Origin of the sequence: Synechococcus sp. NOUM97013 (assembly GCF_014279815.1) — a bacterium.
In the GTDB taxonomy this organism is placed as follows: Bacteria; Cyanobacteriota; Cyanobacteriia; order PCC-6307; family Cyanobiaceae; genus Synechococcus_C.
Genome location: NZ_CP047941.1, coordinates 1,919,355 through 1,938,285 on the forward strand (window position 1 = coordinate 1,919,355; position 18,931 = coordinate 1,938,285).

20 protein-coding genes and 1 tRNA gene are annotated in these 18,931 nt (G+C 62.6%); 10 read left to right on the forward strand and 11 right to left on the reverse strand.

Annotation, left to right across the window (positions count from 1 at the left end; all coding sequences use genetic code 11):
• Positions 1–2: 2 nt before the first annotated feature.
• Positions 3–767, reverse strand: coding sequence for a bifunctional 2-polyprenyl-6-hydroxyphenol methylase/3-demethylubiquinol 3-O-methyltransferase UbiG (locus SynNOUM97013_RS10490; protein ID WP_186479717.1), 765 nt, complete (start codon positions 765–767; stop codon positions 3–5).
• Between the two features lie 92 nt (positions 768–859).
• Here SynNOUM97013_RS10490 and truB point away from each other — a divergent pair, with 92 nt between their 5' ends.
• Positions 860–1,756 carry a tRNA pseudouridine(55) synthase TruB gene (truB, locus tag SynNOUM97013_RS10495; protein WP_186479719.1) on the forward strand — a complete coding sequence of 299 codons (897 nt, stop codon included), beginning with the start codon at positions 860–862 and terminating at the stop codon, positions 1,754–1,756.
• 50 nt (positions 1,757–1,806) lie between these two features.
• Entirely contained in the window at positions 1,807–2,553 is a 747-nt protein-coding gene (locus tag SynNOUM97013_RS10500) for a YebC/PmpR family DNA-binding transcriptional regulator (RefSeq protein WP_186479721.1), read from the forward strand.
• 141 nt (positions 2,554–2,694) lie between these two features.
• On the opposite strand, the gene SynNOUM97013_RS10505 is transcribed toward SynNOUM97013_RS10500, so the two are convergent.
• On the reverse strand, positions 2,695–2,868 hold the full coding sequence (locus tag SynNOUM97013_RS10505; RefSeq protein WP_186479723.1) for a hypothetical protein: 174 nt from the start codon (positions 2,866–2,868) through the stop codon (positions 2,695–2,697).
• Between the two features lie 440 nt (positions 2,869–3,308).
• Here SynNOUM97013_RS10505 and SynNOUM97013_RS10510 point away from each other — a divergent pair, with 440 nt between their 5' ends.
• A complete protein-coding gene (locus tag SynNOUM97013_RS10510; RefSeq protein WP_255442742.1) occupies positions 3,309–3,590 on the forward strand; it encodes a hypothetical protein in 282 nt (93 codons plus the stop codon).
• A 176-nt stretch (positions 3,591–3,766) separates the two neighbouring features.
• Here the strand turns inward: SynNOUM97013_RS10510 and SynNOUM97013_RS10515 are convergent, their stop codons facing one another.
• Entirely contained in the window at positions 3,767–4,042 is a 276-nt protein-coding gene (locus SynNOUM97013_RS10515) for a DUF1651 domain-containing protein (protein ID WP_186479725.1), read from the reverse strand.
• 611 nt (positions 4,043–4,653) lie between these two features.
• On the opposite strand from SynNOUM97013_RS10515, the gene SynNOUM97013_RS10520 reads away from it, so the two are divergent.
• The gene (locus SynNOUM97013_RS10520) at positions 4,654–4,833 is read left to right on the forward strand and encodes a hypothetical protein (protein ID WP_186479727.1); all 180 of its coding nucleotides are present in this window, start codon (positions 4,654–4,656) and stop codon (positions 4,831–4,833) included.
• A gap of 11 nt (positions 4,834–4,844) precedes the next feature.
• Here SynNOUM97013_RS10520 and SynNOUM97013_RS10525 read toward each other — a convergent pair whose 3' ends face one another.
• From SynNOUM97013_RS10525 to SynNOUM97013_RS10535, 3 genes are read right to left on the reverse strand one after another with little or no spacing between them, the layout of a single operon-like run.
• On the reverse strand, positions 4,845–8,558 hold the full coding sequence (locus SynNOUM97013_RS10525) for a hydantoinase B/oxoprolinase family protein (protein ID WP_186479734.1): 3,714 nt from the start codon (positions 8,556–8,558) through the stop codon (positions 4,845–4,847).
• Positions 8,555–9,340: a glucosamine-6-phosphate deaminase gene (locus SynNOUM97013_RS10530; protein WP_255442743.1), complete on the reverse strand. Its 786-nt coding sequence runs from the start codon at positions 9,338–9,340 to the stop codon at positions 8,555–8,557. The genes SynNOUM97013_RS10525 and SynNOUM97013_RS10530 overlap by 4 nt, the downstream gene beginning before the upstream one ends.
• A gap of 16 nt (positions 9,341–9,356) precedes the next feature.
• Positions 9,357–10,721, reverse strand: a complete 1,365-nt coding sequence (locus SynNOUM97013_RS10535; RefSeq protein WP_186481582.1) for a SpoIID/LytB domain-containing protein — start codon at positions 10,719–10,721, stop codon at positions 9,357–9,359.
• Between the two features lie 108 nt (positions 10,722–10,829).
• On the opposite strand from SynNOUM97013_RS10535, the gene rnz reads away from it, so the two are divergent.
• Both rnz and psbV read left to right on the forward strand, forming a co-directional pair.
• The gene (gene rnz, locus SynNOUM97013_RS10540; RefSeq protein WP_186479735.1) at positions 10,830–11,801 is read left to right on the forward strand and encodes a ribonuclease Z; all 972 of its coding nucleotides are present in this window, start codon (positions 10,830–10,832) and stop codon (positions 11,799–11,801) included.
• Positions 11,802–11,887: 86 nt separating this feature from the next.
• Entirely contained in the window at positions 11,888–12,400 is a 513-nt protein-coding gene (psbV, locus tag SynNOUM97013_RS10545; RefSeq protein ID WP_222929824.1) for a photosystem II cytochrome c-550, read from the forward strand.
• A gap of 95 nt (positions 12,401–12,495) precedes the next feature.
• On the opposite strand, the gene SynNOUM97013_RS10550 is transcribed toward psbV, so the two are convergent.
• The 5 genes from SynNOUM97013_RS10550 to SynNOUM97013_RS13795 form a co-directional block, all read right to left on the reverse strand.
• Complete coding sequence (locus SynNOUM97013_RS10550; protein ID WP_255442744.1) at positions 12,496–12,882, reverse strand: hypothetical protein; 387 nt, start codon at positions 12,880–12,882, stop codon at positions 12,496–12,498.
• Positions 12,883–12,985: 103 nt separating this feature from the next.
• Positions 12,986–13,285 (reverse strand): ferredoxin, encoded by a 300-nt coding sequence (locus tag SynNOUM97013_RS10555; RefSeq protein ID WP_186479736.1) that lies wholly within the window; start codon positions 13,283–13,285, stop codon positions 12,986–12,988.
• 144 nt (positions 13,286–13,429) lie between these two features.
• Positions 13,430–14,320, reverse strand: a complete 891-nt coding sequence (prmA, locus tag SynNOUM97013_RS10560) for a 50S ribosomal protein L11 methyltransferase (RefSeq protein WP_186479737.1) — start codon at positions 14,318–14,320, stop codon at positions 13,430–13,432.
• A complete protein-coding gene (gene serA / locus SynNOUM97013_RS10565) occupies positions 14,320–15,906 on the reverse strand; it encodes a phosphoglycerate dehydrogenase (RefSeq protein WP_186479738.1) in 1,587 nt (528 codons plus the stop codon). Before serA ends, prmA begins: the two co-directional genes overlap by 1 nt.
• A 30-nt stretch (positions 15,907–15,936) precedes the next feature.
• On the reverse strand, positions 15,937–16,062 hold the full coding sequence (locus SynNOUM97013_RS13795) for a hypothetical protein (protein ID WP_255442745.1): 126 nt from the start codon (positions 16,060–16,062) through the stop codon (positions 15,937–15,939).
• Here SynNOUM97013_RS13795 and SynNOUM97013_RS10570 point away from each other — a divergent pair.
• The 4 genes from SynNOUM97013_RS10570 (at position 16,061) to murD (ending at position 18,921) form a co-directional block, all read left to right on the forward strand.
• Entirely contained in the window at positions 16,061–16,591 is a 531-nt protein-coding gene (locus SynNOUM97013_RS10570) for a hypothetical protein (protein ID WP_186479739.1), read from the forward strand. The genes SynNOUM97013_RS13795 and SynNOUM97013_RS10570 overlap by 2 nt on opposite strands.
• Entirely contained in the window at positions 16,588–17,367 is a 780-nt protein-coding gene (locus SynNOUM97013_RS10575) for a photosystem II S4 domain protein (protein WP_186479740.1), read from the forward strand. Before SynNOUM97013_RS10570 ends, SynNOUM97013_RS10575 begins: the two co-directional genes overlap by 4 nt.
• A gap of 74 nt (positions 17,368–17,441) precedes the next feature.
• Positions 17,442–17,513: transfer RNA gene (locus SynNOUM97013_RS10580), tRNA-Val, on the forward strand.
• 28 nt (positions 17,514–17,541) lie between these two features.
• Entirely contained in the window at positions 17,542–18,921 is a 1,380-nt protein-coding gene (murD, locus tag SynNOUM97013_RS10585; RefSeq protein WP_186479742.1) for a UDP-N-acetylmuramoyl-L-alanine--D-glutamate ligase, read from the forward strand.
• The last annotated feature ends 10 nt before the right edge of the window (positions 18,922–18,931 follow it).

Below are 18,931 nucleotides of genomic sequence, written 5' to 3' on the forward strand. Positions count from 1 at the left end.
CATCAGACGCCACTGTCCAGCGGACGGTAAGCCCGGGTTGTGATCAAGAGGGGATGGAACACCTCCAGGTAATGGCGCTGCAGGGTGCGGAAGAAGTGGTCTACCAGCTGCGGGTCATCGAAATGGAACGGATACTCGCCGTCATGACCCTTGAAGAAGTACCAGTTCAGCAGGGCTCGGCCATCAGGAGTCAAACGCTGGTGAAACTCCATCAGCTGCGCCGAAGGCTCGGGGAGGTGCTCCAACACATCGAGGCACACGACGGTGTCGAATGACTGATCAGGAACACTGGCGAGATCGCGATGCACCGACACCCGGTCGGACAGACCGAGGCGCGCGGCACGATCCTTCACAAACGCCCGGTTCTGCGGATTGAGATCCACGAACCACACATGACGCACGCTCTCCAGACCGGCCGCCGCTAACGCATGCGTGCCGATGCCGCCGCCGAAGTCGAGCACATTCCCACGGGCGAACTGCTGCTGCAGACGCAAGGTGTCGGCGATGTAATCCGCACTGCTCAGATGCCAGGCCGCAAGCTCGAACAGGTGACCGGTGCCCACCGTGTCTTCGTAGAAATCCTCAGCCCGATCCGGATCAAAGGCACCCGGATGCATCGCAGCGAGGTCTTCTTTGCTCTGCGGAAGCCGCTGGCACACCTCCTCAGCAGTTAAACCCAAATAAGAGGCCAAATGCTCCTTCACCGCAAAACCGCTGGCCAGGAACTCCTCGATGCCCACAGGGGCTGAAGCGTGAACAGGCGGCATGGAGCATCACGGGCGATCTCGCAAACCTACGCGCGAGCCGGTAGCAGCCGAGGGCTAGGTGCCACAGTCAGAGGCCCAGGACCTCTCGCACGTTGACAGCGCCCATCGGCTTCGCCGTGATCGACAAGCCGGCGGGGCTCACCTCCCATGCCTGTGTGGCCCGCATCCGCAGGGTGCTGGGCACCCGCCGCGTCGGCCATGGAGGCACCCTCGATCCGGCCGTGACGGGCGTGCTGCCGATTGCCGTCGGACAAGCCACTCGGCTGCTGCCCTATCTGCCCGGAGACAAGACCTACCGCGGCGTGATCCAGCTCGGAGTGACCACCGGCACCGATGACCTACAGGGAGAGGTGCTGAGCCGCAAGCCGCTGCCGGAGCTGAACCGCATCAGCCTGGAGCAGGCCCTGTCAGCGTTCCGCGGCAGCATCCGTCAACGTCCTCCCCAGGTCTCCGCCGTGCACGTGAATGGGGAAAGGGCCCACGCCCGGGCCCGACGCGGTGAAGTGATGGACCTGCCGGCCCGGACGGTGACCCTGCATCGGCTGGAGCTACTGGACTGGGACCCGGCGCAGGCTCAGCTGGAGGTGGAGGTCCACTGCACAGCGGGCACCTACATCCGATCCCTGGCCAGAGACCTGGGCGACGCGCTCGGTTGCGGTGGCGCCCTCGCCCAGCTCCGGCGCATCCAAGCCCTGGGGTTCAGCGCTGATCAGGCCGTCCCCCTGCCTGAAGCACCCGATGACGTGGGAGCTGGAAACCTGACGCTGCTGCGCCCGGAATTAGCGCTGCCGCACCTGCGGCAGCGGACGCTCAATGCCAGCGAGCAGGAGGACTGGAGCTGTGGCCGCAGGCTCGGAGCTGAACCCCATGAAACGCCGCCAGCCGATCCGGTAGTGGTGCTCAGCGAAGGGGGGCGAATGCTCGGACTGGGACTGCCAGATGGCGACGGTGGACTGAAACCCAAAGTGGTGTTCGAGGCCAGGGGCTGAAGCCAGAAGCCTGGTTAGGTTTCAGACATAGACAGACTTCAGAGCGGCCAATGGCAGGCCACAGCAAATGGTCCCAGATCAAGCGCACCAAGGCCGTGGTGGATGCCAAGCGGGGGGCTGTGTTCACCCGCATCGGACGCGAAATCACAGTGGCCGCACGCCAGGGCAGTGACCCTGAGGGCAACTTTCAACTGCGCACCGCCATTGCCAAAGCCAAAGCAGCCGGCGTGCCGGCGGGGAACATCGAACGCGCCATCGCCAAGGGCTCCGGCCAAAGCGGGGAGGGCATGCAACTGGAAGCGATGCGCTACGAGGGCTATGGCCCCGGTGGCATGGCAGTGCTGGTGGAAGTCCTGAGCGACAACCGCAACCGCACGGCGGCGGAACTGCGTCTGGCCTTCAGCAAGCACGGCGGAAACCTGGGCGAAACCGGTTGCGTCAGCTACCTCTTCCAGCACAGAAGCGAAGTGCTGATCAAAGCCAACGCCTTGGATGAGGACGCTCTACTGGAAGCGCTGATTGAACTGAATGCCGACGGCTACGAGCTCACCCAAGCCGACCAGGCTCTGGTGCACGGCCCTTACGAAGCACTCGAAACGCTGCAGAACGGCCTTCGAACACGAGGCTTTGAGGTGGAGGAATGGGAACACTGCTGGCATCCCCTCACCCAGGTCGCACCCAGCGATCAGCCCACAGCGCAGCAAAGCCTCAAGCTGCTGCAGGCCCTCGAAGACCTGGAAGACGTGAGCAGCGTCAGCGCCAATCTGGACCTGCCTGCAGAGATGCAGCTCCACTGACCAAGCAGCACTTAGGCGGGCACTGCTCAACAAAGCTCTGAAACGACGTGAACAGCAGAACGCATCAAGAGTTTTGATGCGCTTCGCCCGCGAAAGCCTTGCATCGTGCTTACAACCCCGCTCGCGGCGGGGCAGGCGCGTTCATACAGAGTGATGAATGCGTTGTTGATAATCCAAATACTCTCTGACTTGAAGATCAGGCATTGCCATCACCTTTTTGATGAGATCTTGCCTGTAGTTATACAGACCTTTGCATCCTTTCAGTGGTTCAAGCAGCATCTCAACGAGCTGCGCTTTCGCGGTAGTTCCAGTCATCAATGAATTCGTTGGTTGCATAATGCTCAGAGCGATTAACTCGATTTTTTATCGGGAGATTGGGCGCAAAATCAGCAACACCCTTCCTCAATCTCGAACATCATTCCACTCATTCGTCTTAATTTGATAAGCATGACTCTCACTCTTTGACAATGATGAGCCAGCACCCTTTGCAAACAAACTGATCTTGACAGTGAATCCAATGAGAACTGACTGAGGGAAAGACTGTTGAGCCCTTCTTCCCTCAATGACACCTTCTCAGCTCGAACCGGAATGTTCATCACTCATTCGAGTGAAACCGGCTCCTCCTCTGATCCCCCTTTCGAGGGATCGCCTCCATACGTAAGCCGCTCGCCGCCCCGCCTCCCCCAACCTCAAGGTTGAGACAGCCAAGAGAGCCCAAGGGATATCGCCAGACTGTTGGAATCAAAGCCAGACCCATGCAGCCAACTCCAGAAGCAACGCGTGAAGCCCTGCTGAAACTGCTGGCACTCGCCGCTGGCCCAGGCTTGTCTGACGACAAAGGAACCGAGATTGTGAACGATCAGATTGAACGCTGCATCGAACGCACCAAAGCCGAAGCGTCCGAAGGCGCTGCTCTGGTTGATGCCTGCGCACCGCATGGGAAAGCGATGCTCACACAGGCGCAAAAGCGACTCGAACAACTCCAAGCCGTCAAGACACTGGAGATCGTTGCCCGTGAAAACTTTGGGGTGCTTTAGTCAATCCATTGTCCAAAAGCACAGATCCATCCCTGACAGACCTGAGGCCTAAAGGACTTCTTTGACTGCAACAAAACCCAAGACTCAAACTCCCTCAGAAATTCAACAGTGCTGGTACTTTCACCAGACATGCAAGCAGCCTGCACGTCTCGGACGAGCAAAAGCAACTTCGGTACTCAGCGAACGGGCGCTGCACAACGCCGCCAACCCAAATTGAGCATGTGCTGCCAGGCATCAACGGCGCTGGAACGAGGCATGCGGCGTTGACTTTGAGGAACCGGCAGATGAGGGCGCACCCACCGGAACGTCCTCAACTCCACCCATTGGGACTGGGGCGCTGCGCCGAAGGGCCTGAACTGCACAACAAGCTCCTGCGCACCATTGACCAACCAGCCTTCACCGCCGCGCTGATGAAGGGATCGATCGGTAGTCAGGTCAGAACGATCCTGCATGCGGACCAGCTTGATCGAAAAAGGAGCGCACTCAGCTCTGCAGCACAGCCAATCCAACCGAAATCAGCACGCAAGGGACCAGGAGCATCCCCCCTCAAAGCATCCAGACAACCAGCCCACATCAACAGATCTGCCACAGCACAGGTGACAGCAATCGCAAGATCAACCTCAGGAGCACACGATCAAGGCCATTATTTTTCATCTTTCAAGCATTAACTTCTCTAAAGACAGGGGCCGATTCTGACCACCTCATCACAGGAAATTCATGAAGTGAGGTAACAAGCGGATGTAATCTGGTCGGAATAGCAATCTTCCGAAACGTTGGAGCTGCTGATTCCCTTTCGATTCTTTGGTGCATTGCTGGTGGGCTCATCCCTTCTGCTCATGGCACAGAGTCCGAAAGAATTTGCACTGCTTGGAGGAGTGTTCCTCTTTGGTCTCGGAGCACTTGAAATCTGTCTGCGACTGGTCGGCTACTGAAACAGCGAATAGTCAATCCTGATCGACGCACTTAGGCGGCATTCTTGCGAGACCTGAAACACCGTTGTGTTTGGGAATCAACAGCCGAGACGGCGACCACGGAGAGGGTGACTGCAGATGCGAACAGAACCATGGACCGCGCTCAAAATCTCGCCGCTCTCGAGACCGTTCTCGAAGCCATGCGCACACAACAGACGGACTCCCAGGGCATGGATCACCTGCGCCAGGCTGCCTATCTGCACACGATTGTCGCGGCCATGCTCAGTGACCAGGTTGCTTGCCTTCCTGACACCGGCAAGGTCTGCTCCTGACGCGACAACCATCAGACGTCCTCTGACTCGACCACAGCAGCAGTGGATCCCCAGCCACCACCACCCGGCGTGGCAATCAGCAAGCAATCGCCAGGACTGACGGCAATCTGCACACAGCCACCAAGCGCTTCCACCGAGCCATCGGCGCGGGTGAGCCGAGCGCTACCTGGGGCCCCAGGATCACCGCCAGCCAGTCCGAAAGGGGCCACCGTTCTCGACCCCGACAGCAACGCCGCCGTCATCGGCTGCAGAAAACGGATTTCACGCAGCAAACCATCACCGCCCTTCCAGCGCCCGTAGCCACCGCTGCCGCGGCGGAAACCGAACCGTTTCAGCTGCACCGGAAAACGCTGCTCAAGAATTTCAGGATCGGTGAGTCTGGAGTTGGTCATGTGGGTCTGCACACCGCTGGACCCCCTGAATCCCTCTCCAGCCCCGCCGCCTCCAGCGATGGTTTCGTAGTACTGGCGGCGACCGTCACCGAAGGTGAGATTGTTCATCGTTCCCTGAGCGGCAGCCATCACGCCGAAACAGGCAAACAGCAGGTTGCAAACCGCTTGAGAGGTCTCCACATTGCCTGCGACCACTGCGGCTGGCGGCTTGGGATTCAGCAGAGACCCCTCAGGAACCACCAGCGTGAGCGGCAGGAAGCAGCCTGCATTTAACGGAATGGGCTCATCCACCAGACAACGCAGGACGTAAAGCACCGCAGCCTTGGTGACCGCCAGTGGGGCATGGAAGTTGTGATCCCCCTGGGCACTGGTGCCGCTGAAATCGAGCGTGGCGCTGCGTTGATCCCGATCCATGCGCACGGCGAGCTTCAGGCAGGCGCCGTTATCCAGCTCCACCTGAAACGCCCGATCCTGAAAGCCATCGAGCAGCCGACGCACGGTGGCAGCCGCATGATCCTGCACATGCTGCAAATAACTGAGCAGACGGGCTTCACCCTCGCTCTGCAGCAACTCCTGCAGCAGATCCACCCCCAGACGATTGGCAGCCGCCTGGGCCTGCAGATCGGCCCAGAGCAGCGCAGGATCGCGGGGCGGGACCGCCGCCTCCTGCAGACAGGAGACCCATGACTTCTTGCACAGCTCATCCGCACGGATGAGCCAGTGATTGCGCACCAGCCACCCCTCCTGATCAATCGTCTGGCTGAAAGGAGGCATTGACCCAGGGGTGAGCCCACCTACATCAGCGTGGTGACCACGGCAAGCCACAAAGGCCAAGGGATGGGGTGCTCCCGGCGCAAACACCGGCGTGATGGCGGTGATATCGGGCAGATGGGTGCCGCCATGAAAAGGGTCGTTGCTGATCACGGTGTCGCCAGCCACCAGGGCCGGACGCTCACCGCGCCGAATCTGCTCCAGCAGATCGGCGACCGCATCCCCCATCGAACCCAGATGCACGGGGATGTGCGGCGCGTTGGCCACCAATGCCCCACGGGCATCAAACAGCGCACAGGAAAAGTCCAGGCGCTCGCGGATGTTCACGGAGCGACTGGTCTGGCGGAGGCGCTCGCCCATGCGCTCCGCGATCTGCATGAAGCGGTGATGGAAGAGGCTCAGATCCACGGGATCCGGCCGAGCGTCCACCGCATCGGGCGTGATCACCGCATCGTTGCTGCTGGATGGCCGGGGGGCCGGCGCGGACGGATGGTGTTGCAGCAACACGCTGCCATTGCTCGAACGGCAAGCCGTCCAGGCCGGTTCCAACACGATGCCGGCAGTGGAATCCAGGATCAGAGACGGACCCTCCAGGGGCTGATCCAGCGGCAGCTGCCAACGCCGCAGCACCGGCACATCGCACCATCCAGCCTCTCGCCAATGCACACGCGCATGCCGCGGGGCCGCTGGCGAGGGCGTGCCTCCCTCCGCCTCTGCAGCCGCAACGCAGCCGTCATCCAGTAGCTGCATCTCCAACACCTCCACCTCCAGGCGCTCGGCCATCAGCGGTGCTGTGCGAGAGGCGACGTAACCGAAGCGTTGCCGATGGGCGCGATCGAACTGGTCCTCCAGTACGTGAAGGGCCAGGCCTTCTGGGCTGGTCTCCAGGCTCAGCATCAGGCCCTGCTCCGATGACGCATCGCGAAGCTCGAGCCGGATCTGATGGTCCACGGCGTCCGCGCTGCCGCTGCCTTCCCGACGCAGGGCATCCGTGGCGCTGACCAGGTCGGCGCGGACCATCGATGGCAACCGCTTCAGCAAGTCAGCGTCCAGAGGACGGCGGATAGCCCGTTGATGCAGCTGCCGCTGCCGCGCCTGGCCGATGCCATAGGCCGAGAGCACACCCGCCAACGGGTGCAGCAGCACCGCATGCAATCCCAGGGCTTCCGCCAATCGACAGGCCAGCTGACCTGCGGCACCGCCGTAGGCGATCAAGACGCCCCCACGGATGTCATGCCCACGAAACAACGACACCTGACGGATGGCCGCAGCCATGGCATCGACCGCCAGATCGAGCGCGCCTTCCGCCAGTTGTTCCGGGGTCTGGCCCAGCTCCGCGGCAAGCCTGTGAAAGCCCGCACGGGTGGCCTCCAGGTCTGGGCGCTGATCCCTGGAAGGACCGAACACGGCAGGAAATGCGCCTGCCTGCAGCCGGCCGAGCAGCAGGTGGGCATCGGTGATGGTGAGCGGACCGCCCCTGCGGTAACAGGCCGGGCCTGGATCGGCTCCGGCGGAGCGAGGCCCCACCAACAGTCGTCCGGCATCCGGCTCAATGATCGAGCCACCTCCGGCCGCAACGGTATGAATCGGCAGGCGCGAGGCCGTCAACAGCAACCCTGCGATCTCGGTCTCGGCACTGCGTTCCCAGTCGCGATCAGCCGCACCGGCCGGCAGGCAGAACACATCCGCGCTGGTGCCGCCCATATCCACCCCCACCAGCGCCTTCGCCCCGAGGCCAGCCTGCTGGGCGGCAGCCACCGCGCCGACCATGCCGCCGGCAGGCCCCGACAGGATCGTGTCCTTGGCCAACAAGGTCCCGGAGGACTGCAACGCCCCGCTCGAGGTCATCACTTGCAGTTGAGTGCGCTCCCCGAGTGCCCGTTGCACCTGATCCAGATACGCCGAGAGCACCGGCCGCACCGCGGCCTCCACCAGGGTCGTCTGACCGCGCGGGACCAAACGCGGCATCGGGCTGGCCTGGTGCGAACACACCACCGTCTCGAAACCAAGCGCACGCACCAGCTCCGCCAGCGACTGTTCATGCACCGGATCACGCCAGGCATGCATCAGCGCAATGGCGCAGCAGCGGATTCCGGCCTGATGGTGACGACGCAAGCGCTGGCGTAACTCGGCCCCCAACTGCAATGCAGCGATCTCATGGCCCTCCGCATCCAGACGGCCCTCCACCTCTTCCACCGCCGTGATCAGGGATGGCGGCTCGGGGATCGCCAGGGCAAAGAGATCCTGGCGGTGCTGATCACCGATGCGCAGCAGATCCGCCAGACCCCTGTTGGCAAGGAGCAGCACAGGCTCCCCGGCCCCCTCCAGCAGGGCGTTGGTGGCCACGGTGGTGCCAAGCCGAACTGCATCAATCACCCCGGAAGCGATGGCCTGGCTTGGTCCGAGGCCCAGCAGCTCACGGATCGCCGCCACCGCGGGGTCCCCAGGGACACCCGGTTGCACGGACAGCACCTTGCGCACCACCAGCTGCCCATCGGGTTGCCGACCCACCAGGTCGGTGAAGGTGCCACCGCGGTCAATCCAGAACTTCCAACCGCTCAAGAGCTGGGGAGATGTGCACTGGCCGCATCATCCACCCACAGATGCACCCGGGGATGGCGCTGCAGCCAGCTGGCCGGCACCGCCTCCTGGCAGGGCTCCAGCAAGGACCTGCGCAGGATCTCCGCCTTGGCGGCACCGGTGACGATCAAATGGATTTCGTCAGCCGAGAGGATGTCGTCGAGGCCGAGGGTGATCGCCCGCGACGGAACGGCAGCGGGATCGCCCCCGAAGGCTCCGGCGTTCTGCTGCCGCGTGGCTGGCTGCAAGGTCACCACACGGCAAACCGCGTCAGAGGCGGACGGCGGTTCGTTGAAGCCCACATGTCCATTGCCACCGAGGCCCAACAACTGCAGCCCGATGCCCCCAGCGCGGTGCAGATCGGCGCGATAGCGCAGAGCCTCATCGGCAGGATCCGCAGCCATGCCATCAGGCAGCCGCAATTGGGAAGCAGGCAGTTGAAGAGGACCACCGAGCTGCGACTGCATGTAGAAGGCAAAACTTGTTGGATCGCTGCTGGCCAATCCCACATATTCATCGAGGTTGAAACTGCTCCAACAACCTCTCAACTGCGCAAGGCGCTGCTCGGGCCACTGCGACAGACGTCGCACCAGCTCCCGATAAAGGGGTTCCATCGTGCGCCCGGTCGCCAGTCCCAATGGTTTGAACGATTGCTGATTCAGAGCCGCAGCCAGATGCGTCTCAAGGTGATCAGCAACCGCCTGCATCAAGGCTTCCGGCTCTGGCCGGCGTTGCACCACAAGACGGGTGGAAAGCAGAGGCACGCAGCGTCAGGACAGCTCAACCCCTCCACACTGGCCCGGGTGGAGGGCTCGCTGCCACCGAGGGGTCATCACTCGGGCGATAGGGCCTGATCTGGGCACCGCGGTAGTAGTGACGAAGAATTTCGCGGAAATCAGCACCCTTCAGTGCCAGGCCGTGCGCTCCCCACTGGCTCATGCCAACACCGTGGCCGAAACCTCGCCCCTGTGCCTCGAGCACTGGCGCCGTAGCGGGAGCGATCACGCGGGCAGGCGCCGAGATGAGGAGCTCTGGCAGCGGTGGCGGCGCCGGTGGTGGCGTCGGCGACCCGGCCAGCGAGGGCTGTGCGAGAGAGCGTGATGGCAATGGTGAAGGCGACACGCTGGGACCACTGGCGGAGTCACGCCAGAGCCCAATCAGCTGTGGTGCGGGCTCAGCCCTGTCAGGTCCCGCGCGCCGTTCCAGACCATCGCTGGCACCAGCACCCTGGAGCATCGAAAACTGCACCATGGTGCTCTTCAAACCAAGCCGTTGACGCAGCTCACGCCCTGTCAGCACCAGGGATCCACGCGGCCCCTGAATCCGGGCTGAACGCACCCTGCCCGTGGAACTGGTGGCGAGAACGCTCAACTGGTCGACGCCTCCGGTTTCCTGAAAACGACGACGCAACTCCAGGGCATCGAACCGTTGATTCCAGCGATGCACCGGACTGTGGTCGTCGTGGTCCGCGACGCTCACCAGGTAGGGAAGCTGGGTTCTCCAGACCTCACCGCTGGGCTCGGTGGCCCCACCGGAGCTGCTGTGAAACACAGCGTTGATGAGGCGTCCGCCATGCACCAGCACCAGGGAGCGGGTCGTGGCCACCGCTTCGAGGGTGCTGGGGGTCTCCGATTCAATGCCTTTATAAACCTGGCTGCTCACCGTGGCCCGCACATCGAAATCCCCCTTGCTGCCGCGTTGGCGCAGGGCATAGGTGCGAGCCGCCACAGCCTGGGCCTGAAGAGCGGCTAGAGGCCACTTCGACGGCATTTCGCTGCCGACAACGCTGGGCAGGTAGGTCTCGATGCCCAGCTGGTTGATGGCCAGGATCCTGCCATCACGCACGAGCAGTCGCAGGTCTCCGCGGTAGCGCCGCGTGCCCAGCCAGATGCCGCGGGGATCACTGCTGCTGATGCGCAGGGAAGTCGCCACACCGCCTCCGGCCAGATGCAGTCGACCACCACGCAACTGCACCTTCAACCGCTTCAGCCGCCGCTCCTGTCGTCCAAGACCACGCACCCGCAGGGGCTCATCCGCATCAGCCCGCAGCAACAGCTGCGAGCCCTCTGCCACCAGCACACGCATCTGGGGCTCCTGGGCGCTGATCGCAGCCCGCGGTTCAGCCGCCAGCACCACCAGAGCCATGGAGAGGGGCAGGAGCACTCCAGTGATGGGCGAGGGGGCTCAGTGTGCCCCGCATTCAGCCATGCAGCCAGGCCTGCATGGCAGATTGACCATTGAGCCCGCCCGATCGTGCAGGTCACCTTTCTCGGCACCAGTTCCGGAGTTCCAACGCGCGCGCGCAACGTTTCAGCAGTGGCAGTCCGCCTGCCTCAGCGCGCCGAACTGTGGTTGTTCGACTGCGGTGAAGGCACCCAGCACCAGTTCATGCGCAGTGATCTGCGCCTGTCCCAGCTGCGCAGAATCTTCGTCACCCATATGCATGGGGATCACGTGTTCGGGCTGCCTGGCCTGCTGGCCAGCCTCGGGCTCAGCGGCAGCAGCAACGGCGTGGATCTCTACGGGCCGGATCCGCTCGACAACTATCTGCAGGGAGTACTGCGCACCAGCTCCACACGGATCGGTTACCCCCTGGCGGTGCATCGCGTGCGCGAGGCCGCCGAAACCGATCGGATCGTCTTCGAGGACGACGACCTCCGCGTGCGCGCGACACCGCTTCACCATCGGGTGCCGGCCTATGCGTACCGCATCGATCAGAAACCGCGTCCTGGTCGATTCGATGTGGACAAAGCCCGGGAGCTCAACATCCCGCCCGGTCCGATCTATGCCGCCCTGAAACGCGGCGAGACCGTGACCCTGGAAGACGGACGCCGCATCGAGGGACAGGAGCTGTGCGGACCTGAACGCCCAGGCTCCAGCCTCGTTTATTGCACCGACACGGTGTTCTGCGAATCAGCCGTGAAACTCGCTGAGGGGGCGGATCTATTGATCCATGAATCGACCTTCTCCCACGCCGAAGCTGACATGGCTTTTCAGAAACAGCACTCCACGAGCACCATGGCGGCGCAGACGGCCAGAGAAGCCGCCGTGGGCCAGCTCGTACTGACCCATCTCAGCCCCCGCTATGCCCCTGGGAACGCAGTAACAGCAGACGATCTGCTGACTGAAGCGCAGGCGATCTTCCCTAACACGATCCTGGCTAAGGACTTCCTCTCTGTGGACGTGACCCCCAGCATCCAGAACTCCGGCTGCAACAGTTCGTGATCGCCGGAGCGGAATCCCCCACGCGTGGTTCCCACTCCGTGATACAAGAACGTGTGCGCTGTATTCGTCAGTTTCTGGCATCCTTCATGGCCTCTCTTTTTTCCAACCTGCGTCAGTCGCTGAGTCGACTGCTGATCGTGCTGCCTGTACTGGCAGGTCTCTGGATCAGCGCCCCCGCCCAGGCCGCCCAGTGGGATGCCGAAACGCTCACCGTTCCGTCCAATCCAGACGGAAGCCTGGTCACCTTCAGTGAGCAGCAGGTGAAAGCAGGACGCAAAGTGTTCAACACCAGCTGCGGCACCTGCCATGCCGGTGGCATTACCAAGACCAATCACAACGTCGGCCTTGACCCCGAGACGCTGGCGCTGGCTACTCCTTCCCGCGACAACATCGCGGCCCTGGTGGATTACTTGCAGGACCCCACGTCTTACGACGGTGAATACAGCATCGCCGACTTGCACCCCAGCATGCGCAGCCGCGACCTCTATCCCGCCATGCGTGATCTCACCGACGAAGACCTGGAGCTGATGTCGGCCTACATCCTTGTGGCTCCTAAGGTTCTCGGTCCCGAGTGGGGCGGCGGCAAGATTTACTTCTGATCCGCAGCTCTACCGACCAGTCGTTCAGCGCGATCCAACAAAAGCCTGCCCGTATGGGCAGGCTTTTTTAGTGGGTTCCCGCGACACACCCCTCGCTATGGAGAGAGATTGCTGGCCTCCATGGAGCTGGGGCGGCGGCTGTACCACCACTCCTGCATCTCTGGAGTGAAGCGCTGCGGAAAGAGCGTCAACACCGTCTGCGTGGGCCGGGATCCGGGCTGGAGCAGCTCCACGGCGTAGGACGGACAGCGACGCGACGCCAGATCCGGCACGAAACGGCGACCGACGCGGCGCCAGCTGGGCTCCTTGCTGCGCCAGGCGAGACGACAACAGGGCCAGGGCAGCTCCTCCCGATCAAACAAGCGGCAGCATGGGCCGATCACCCGAAAGCTGTATTGACCTCCAGGACTGGTGTGAACCGTGCCGTGATCCAGAAGGCTGACCATCTCAGTGCCCAAGGATGCAGCAGAAACAGCCGTCATCAGCGAAGGATCGGTGCCGCACCACCCTGACAGCAAAAAGCCACCCCTGTGGAGGGGTGGCTGGAGTCTCCGACGATGAATCGCTTGGAGCGGAGCTGATGGCTCAATAGAGCTCTTCTTCAGCGTGGGTCTTGATGGTGCAATCAGAAGTGGGGTAGGCCACGCAGGTCAGCACGAAACCAGCTTCGATCTGGTCGTCGTCCAGGAAGCTCTGATCGGACTGATCGACGGTGCCAGCGGTGATCTTGCCTGCACAGGTGGAGCAGGCACCGGCACGGCAGGAATAGGGGAGGTCAATGCCCTGCTCTTCAGCGGCATCGAGGATGTACTGATCGTCGGGCACTTCGATGGTCTTGTTGAGACCTTCGCTTTCGGCGACCAGGGTGACCTTGTAAGAAGCCATGAGTGGGGAGAATTTGCAGAGGCTCGTATCAAACGAACCTGCAGGACGGCATATATCTACATCCTCCAAGCGTCCAGACAGTCACTTGATGGCCCGTTTGCAGGCAAGGCCAATCAAAGCGGAAACACCCATAAGGCCCGCTTATCAAGCCTGACGTTGAATCTCCAGCAGACCCCAGCGACCCTGCTCAGCCAGCGGCTGCACCGACCAGCCAAGGCCCTGTAGCACTTCAGTGAGCCGGGGAGCCTGTTCCACCAGCAGACCACTGAGCAGCCCTCGTCCACCGGCACGCAAGACCCCTTGAAACTGGGGTGCCAGCGCCTCGATCACCGGAGCAAGGATGTTGCAGAGCAACAGATCTGCCGGCTCCCCAGACAGAAGCTCCTGAAGCACCTCCACCGATCCCTGACGCACTCTCAGGGTGTCAGGCGCCAGAGCATTGATCGCAGCGTTATCGGTCGTCGCACGCACCGCAAGGGAGTCCGTATCGGCAGCCAGCACTTCACGGGCACCCAGCCCCAGGGCGGCCAGTCCCAGCACACCGCTACCGCAGCCCAGATCAGCCACACGCAAACCTTTTGGAGGCGTCGCTTCAAGCGCTTCCAGGCAGAGCCGGGTGGTGGGATGACTGCCCGTTCCGAAGGCACTACCGGGGTCCATCTTCAAAACAAGGCGGCCGGCATGTTCCTCGGGCACCTCCAACCAGGCCGGCAGGATGAGCATGCCGCGGCCGACGGGATCCGGCTGCCAGTGCTGCTTCCAGCTCCGGCTCCAGTCCTCATCAGCCAGCTCATCCCACTGGGGCGCCGCGAGAGCCAGGCCAAAGGTGTCTGCGAGGGGCGCAAGACTGGCGAGGAGTTGATGGCGCTGATCTTCCGGCCACTCATGGGCTGGCAACCATGCCAGCAAGGTCCGCTGATCGGGTGTCTCCGGTGCGTGTTGCACTGCAACCCGATGCAGACCAAGCGCGTTGAGCTTCCAGAGAAGCGATTCCTCAAGCTCGGGCTGAACCGGAAGGGACAGTCGCCACCACATCACAGCGTCACGGGGTGAGCTTCCTGGATGCCATTGATGCTGTTGATTGTGGCCAGCAGAGCCGGCGGGATCGGATCATCAATGCTCAGGACCATCACGGCATCACCCCGGACGATGCGGCGACCCACCTGCATCGACGCGATATTCACATTGTGTTCACCGAGCAGAGAGCCAAGGTGGCCGATGATCCCGGGCATGTCCCGGTGACGGGTGAACAGCATGTGGCGGCTCGGCGGCACGTTCACCGGAAACTCATCAATCGTGGTGACACGCAATTCCCCGTCCGCAAACACTGCACCAGTGACGCTGTGTCCCCCCTGAGAGCCACGGGTGGTGAGCTGCAGGGAACCGCCCGCAAAATCACGACTGGCGTCATCCTTCACTTCCACAACCTTGATGCCACGCCCCTTGGCCTCAAGGGAGGCATTGACGTAATTGATGCGGTCACCAAGGGCACTGGTGAGCAGTCCCTTCAAGGCCGCCACCACCAGAGGCTGGGAGGGATGGTTGGCGAATTCACCCTGGAGGCGCACCTCCAGTTCCTGAAGCTGCCCACCACTGAACTGGCTCACCAGCAATCCAAGGGTTTCCGCCAGCTGGAGATGCGGCTTCAGCCGCTCCATGATCTCGGCGCTCAGCCCAGGAATATTGACGGCACTGCGTGCCGGCAACCCAAGCAACACGTCTCGGATCTGCTCGGCCACGTCAACGGCCACATTTTCCTGCGCCTCTTCGGTGGAAGCCCCCAAGTGGGGCGTCAGCACCAGGCCGCGCTCCACGGCGCGCAGCGGAGAATCCTGAGCGAGTGGCTCCGAGGCAAACACATCGAGCCCAGCACCAGCGATCACACCGGTCTCAATCGCTTCCGCAATGGCGGCCTCATCCACGATGCCGCCGCGAGCACAGTTCACGATGCGCGCCGTGGGCTTCATCGTGCGCAGCAACTCGGCGTTCACCAGGTTTTCGGTGTCGGGAGTGCGCGGGATGTGCAGGGTGATGTAGTCCGCCTGCCGGAACAGATCCTCCAGGGTCGTCAGACGCACTTGCATCTGCTGCGCACGCTCGGCGGACACGAAAGGGTCGAAGGCGATCACATCCATGCCCATCGCCTTGGCGACCTTGGCCACATGGGAACCGATCTTGCCCAGACCGACCACACCGAGAACCTTCTTGTAGAGCTCGTTGCCGACGTATTTCTTGCGATCCCAAGCGCCGGCACGCATCGACCCATGGGCCTGGGGCACATGGCGGGAGAGTGAGAGCAACAGCGTCAGAGCATGTTCGGCGGCGGCAATGGTGTTGCCTTCGGGAGAATTCACCACCAGCACACCGCGCTGCGTGGCCGCCGGCACGTCCACGTTGTCGACACCCACGCCGGCTCGCCCAATGATGCGCAGACGATCAGCCGCCTCGATCACATCAGCGGTGACCTGCGTTCCGGAACGGATCATCAGGGCGTCGTACTCGCCAATGATCGCCTTGAGTTCATCAGCGGAGAGGCCGGTGCGTTGGTCCACCTGGGCTACCTGCCCCAGGATGTCTAGGCCCGCCTGATCGATGGGGTCTGAAACGAGAACTTTGGTCATCCAGCGGCGGGGAAAAAGCCGTCATTCACTCTAGAGATCGGCCTGAACAGCTCCCGCCACCGAGCCGCCAGCGACGGAAAGCAGCATCGAGCCCTCAAGAACCCACCACAGATCGGGTTCACCATGGAGAATGGCGGCCCGCACCGATCCGCTCATGCCTGCCTGCGTCCTGGTGCTCAAGCAACGCGCCTCCGCCGAGACCCTGTATGGATCGCTGCAGGACGCTGGCGTCCCCTTGACCCGTGTGGCCCTGGTGGCCCCCGATCAAGTGGATCCAGGCCAGGGAGTGCTCACGCCTGAACCTATGGAGCAGGTTGAACTGCTCAACCCCAGCATCGCCCGGAACCGCCGCCAGAAGTCGATGTCGCGCTGGCTGCTGCCGTTCGGGTTCATGGCCGGTCTCACCTTCACGCAGATCACCACCCTCGATACCTTCTCCCAATTCGGCCCGGTCGGCGAAGCCCTGATCGGCGGACTGCTGGGCATGGGGTCGGGCCTGATGGGCAGTTACGCCGCCGCCGCCAGCGTTCCTTCGGAAAACGAAGACGGTGTACGCATCCTGCGCAACCGTCACAAGGAACAACTCTGGTTGCTGTTGCTGGAAACACCCGCCGGACGTGAGGTGCCCTGGCAATTAGTCCAGAAGACACGTCCCCAGCAAGTGGTGCGCTTGAGCGAACTGTGAGCCTCCCCCGCGATCAGCTGCTCAATGGCGCCTCACATCCCGAACGGATGGCGCAACTGATCGACCAAGCCGAGGAGACCCTACGCACCTGGCAGCCGAGCTGGAGCCCCTTTCTCAGCGGACCTGAGCTAGAGGAAGCAAGACGCCTAGAGGACCTCAGCGAACTGCGACTGGTGCAGGACGGAGGTCGTGCCGACGCGGAACGTTGCCGTTTGCAATTGAGCCGCAGCGATCAGGAGACCACTCCGACGCCAGCCCCCATGGCCGGCCTGCGCCTGGAGGGCAACTTTCTATTCGACCGCGCCGAGCCTGAAGACATGCGTCAGGCCCTGATCGAACTGGGAGCGACAGCCGAGTCCATCGGCGATCTCTGGCTGCGGGGCGACCGTGGGGCCCAAGCGGTTTGCACCCCGGAGGCGTCAACACTGCTCAACGGTCGAACCGGACAGGTCCGAGACGTTCCCCTCCTGGTGGAAGCGGTGACATTGGAAGAGCTGCAGTGGCCAGCGCAGAGATCCCCGAAAACGTTCCACAGCGTGGAGGCCTCCTGCCGGCTGGATGCCATCGCATCAGCTGGATTCGGCCTGTCACGGGCCAAGGTCACTCGGCAGATTCGCGAAGGGCGGCTTCGGCTGAACTGGCAACCCGTACGCCAGGCCAGCCGTGATCTGAAAGTGGGTGATTGCCTGCAACTGCAGGACCGAGGCAGCGTGGAGGTCTTGAGTCTTCAGCTGACCAAACGTGATCGCTGGAGGGTGGAGATGCTGCGCCGGTGAGCTGCTAGCTTCAGTCGCATCCGGTTGAGGGAATGCTCAGCCGAGCCATGGATTCACTCGAAGAGTGAACTTTCGGGCGATTAGCTCAGAGGTAGAGCACTACCTTGACACGGTAGGAGTCACTGGTTCGATTCCAGTATCGCCCATTTCCCTTGTGGGGACAGGAGTCAGGCCATGAGCTGCACCATCGTCGTCGGGCTCGGACGCTCGGGAGTCGGTGCCGCACGGCTGCTCAAGGCCCATGGCGCTGAAGTGATCGTGCTGGAGCGTGCCAATGACGCGGCGGCCCAGCGCAAAGCCACTGCCCTGGAAGAGCAAGGCATTGAGGTCAAACTCGGGCAGGCGCTGGAACTCGCCAGTTTCGAGCCCTGGCTCGGTGCAATCGACCAGGTCGTGATCAGTCCAGGGATTGCCTGGACCCATCCAACCCTCGCAGCGCTGCGTGAACGCGGTGTGACCATCCGAGGAGAGATGGCCATCGCCTGGCAGGCGCTCGGTCATCGCCCCTGGATCGGCATCACCGGAACCAACGGCAAGACCACCGTCACGCACCTGCTGCACCATGTGCTCACCCAGGCAGGCCTGGAAGCACCGATGGCAGGCAATGTGGGCTTCTCGGCCGCGGAACTCGCCCTGTCCTGCAGGGATGGCTCAACACCTCCACCCGATTGGGTGGTGATGGAGATGAGCAGCTATCAGATCGAAGCCGCCGCCGAGGTGGCACCCCGGATCGGGATCTGGACCACGCTGACCCCTGACCATCTGGAACGTCATGGAACGCTGGAGATCTACCGCTCGATCAAGCGCGGGCTGCTGGAGCGCTCTGAGCTGGCACTGCTTAATGGCGATGATCCCGACATCAGCCGCAGCCGAGACCAGTGGCGTCATCCACAGGTGCGTTGGGTCAGCACCCAGGCCGAAAGCACAGACACCGACCTGAGCATCAGCGCAGATCACTGGGTGTGTCGCGGCAAGGAGCGACTCTTCAGCGCCGACGCTCTGCCGATGCAAGGAGCGCACAACCGTCAGAACATGCTTCTGGTCACCGCGGCTGCACTGGAGGCCGGACTGTCGCCGGCCAGCATCGAATCGGGCCTGCGCAGCTTCCCCGGAGTGCCCCATCGGCTCGAACCGCTCGGATGCCTGCACGACGTGGCTGTCTTCAACGACAGCAAAGCCACCAATTACGACGCCGCAGCCGTCGGCCTGCGCTCCGTGACAGCGCCCGTCGTGCTTCTGGCCGGCGGACAGACCAAGCAAGGCGACGCTCAGGATTGGCTGCAGCTGGTGAATCAGCGTTGCAGTGCTGTGATCTTGTTTGGAGCGGGTGCCGAAGAACTGCGCACCCTGATTGCAAGCACACCGTTTTCAGGGTCTGTGGCGATGTTCGAGGGGCTGGAGGCGTCCCTTGACCATGGTTTGTCATTAGCCAGGGAGCAGAAGGCGGCAAGCCTTCTGCTATCACCCGCCTGTGCCAGCTTCGATCAGTACTCGGATTTCGAAGCGCGCGGAGATCATTTCCGATCGCTGATCGAAGCCAGACAAGCCGCTTAGGCTGAGCACA

Coding starts and splice junctions, on each gene's coding strand:
- SynNOUM97013_RS10500 (WP_186479721.1), top strand. CDS start 1,807: ATGGCAGGCCACAGCAAATGGTCCCAGATCAAGCGCACCAAGGCCGTG.
- murD (WP_186479742.1), top strand. CDS start 17,542: ATGAGCTGCACCATCGTCGTCGGGCTCGGACGCTCGGGAGTCGGTGCC.
- psbV (WP_222929824.1), top strand. CDS start 11,888: ATGGCCTCTCTTTTTTCCAACCTGCGTCAGTCGCTGAGTCGACTGCTG.
- SynNOUM97013_RS13795 (WP_255442745.1), bottom strand. CDS start 16,062: ATGAGCGGATCGGTGCGGGCCGCCATTCTCCATGGTGAACCCGATCTG.
- SynNOUM97013_RS10570 (WP_186479739.1), top strand. CDS start 16,061: ATGCCTGCCTGCGTCCTGGTGCTCAAGCAACGCGCCTCCGCCGAGACC.
- SynNOUM97013_RS10550 (WP_255442744.1), bottom strand. CDS start 12,882: ATGACGGCTGTTTCTGCTGCATCCTTGGGCACTGAGATGGTCAGCCTT.
- SynNOUM97013_RS10515 (WP_186479725.1), bottom strand. CDS start 4,042: ATGCAGGATCGTTCTGACCTGACTACCGATCGATCCCTTCATCAGCGC.
- SynNOUM97013_RS10555 (WP_186479736.1), bottom strand. CDS start 13,285: ATGGCTTCTTACAAGGTCACCCTGGTCGCCGAAAGCGAAGGTCTCAAC.
- SynNOUM97013_RS10490 (WP_186479717.1), bottom strand. CDS start 767: ATGCCGCCTGTTCACGCTTCAGCCCCTGTGGGCATCGAGGAGTTCCTG.
- SynNOUM97013_RS10505 (WP_186479723.1), bottom strand. CDS start 2,868: ATGACTGGAACTACCGCGAAAGCGCAGCTCGTTGAGATGCTGCTTGAA.
- serA (WP_186479738.1), bottom strand. CDS start 15,906: ATGACCAAAGTTCTCGTTTCAGACCCCATCGATCAGGCGGGCCTAGAC.
- SynNOUM97013_RS10535 (WP_186481582.1), bottom strand. CDS start 10,721: ATGGCTCTGGTGGTGCTGGCGGCTGAACCGCGGGCTGCGATCAGCGCC.
- prmA (WP_186479737.1), bottom strand. CDS start 14,320: ATGTGGTGGCGACTGTCCCTTCCGGTTCAGCCCGAGCTTGAGGAATCG.
- SynNOUM97013_RS10520 (WP_186479727.1), top strand. CDS start 4,654: ATGGACCGCGCTCAAAATCTCGCCGCTCTCGAGACCGTTCTCGAAGCC.
- SynNOUM97013_RS10510 (WP_255442742.1), top strand. CDS start 3,309: ATGCAGCCAACTCCAGAAGCAACGCGTGAAGCCCTGCTGAAACTGCTG.